Source organism: Streptomyces flavofungini (assembly GCF_041028215.1).
In the GTDB taxonomy this organism is placed as follows: Bacteria; Actinomycetota; Actinomycetes; order Streptomycetales; family Streptomycetaceae; genus Streptomyces; species Streptomyces flavofungini_B.
The window spans coordinates 1-1,035 of record NZ_JASKYR010001332.1 but is presented as its reverse complement, the minus strand read 5'-3'; the positions used below and the strand labels follow the sequence as shown (position 1 = coordinate 1,035).

General features: G+C 74.5%; 2 protein-coding genes. Both read right to left on the bottom strand.

Features of this window, described 5'->3' with window-relative positions:
• Positions 1–9: 9 nt before the first annotated feature.
• Positions 10–528 (bottom strand): hypothetical protein, encoded by a 519-nt coding sequence (locus tag AB8Z36_RS40850; protein ID WP_369218400.1) that lies wholly within the window; start codon positions 526–528, stop codon positions 10–12.
• 162 nt (positions 529–690) lie between these two features.
• On the bottom strand, positions 691–1,035 hold a 345-nt coding region (locus AB8Z36_RS40845; protein ID WP_369218399.1), incomplete at its 5' end, for a nuclear transport factor 2 family protein.

Sequence of the window (1,035 nt, the reverse complement as noted above, 5' to 3'; positions counted from 1 at the left end):
GTGCGGGGTTCAGGGCCGCCCGCGGGCCCCTCGGCGGCGCAGGTACCAGAGCCCGGCACCGGCGGTCGCCGCCACCAGGGCGCCCCCGGCCGCCAGGGTCAGCGTGCCCCGGTCCTCCGATCCGCCCCCGACGCCGCCCCGCACACCGCGGGCGGGCGCCGTCGTCGAGGAGGTCGTGGGTGCCGTGGTGGGCCGGGCACCGGTGACCGTGACGGAGCCGGGACCCGCCTCGGTGCCGTCCTTGCAGGCGACAAGGACCGTGTAGGTACCGGCAGCGACGTTCCGCCACGAGGCGCTGCCGTTCATCAGCTCCCTCTGCTGTCCTCCGGCGAAACTCGCGTTCGCCTTGCCCATCAGTGAGGCCGTCCCGCCGCCCGGACACGCGGCGGTGGTGGCCCGCACGGTGGATCCGGTGGCGGTCACCGTGAGGTCGCCGGCCGCGGCCGCCGCGTTCGCGCCGAGCGCCGACGGCAGCGCGACGGCGGCGACGGCCAGACCGGCCCGGACACATATCTGAGTGGTACGCATGAGTCATTCCTCCGGCGGCACGGGAGGCGGTACAACCCATGCGCCGCCGGGAGTCGGGGAACGCCCGCGCCACCTGACGACGAGTCAACGCGCCGCCGCCCCGCGCCGCACGCCGAGCGCCGCCGGGCAGGTGACGCCGTCCGCCGTACGGGGCGGTGGCGCCTACTGGGGCGCGGGCACCAGACCGTCGGCGACCAGTCCCTCGTGCACCGCGAGGCCGAGCGCCTGGACCGCGGACTGCGGGCGGACCATCACGGTGAACTCCTTGATACGGCCCTCCTCGTCGAAGTGCAGCAGGTCGATGCCGTGGACCTCCTTGCCGTGCACGACCGTGCGGAACAGCAGGATCGCCGAGGCAGCCTCGGTGCCGTCGGCGCTGGTCCGCGCCTCTCCCTCGTACGAGCCGACGTAGCGGAAGTCCTCGAAGACGCGCAGCAGGACGCCGAAGAGGCCGAGGACCATCGGCCTGCCCTCGAACGGCGTGAACTTCACGGGGCTGTAGAGGCG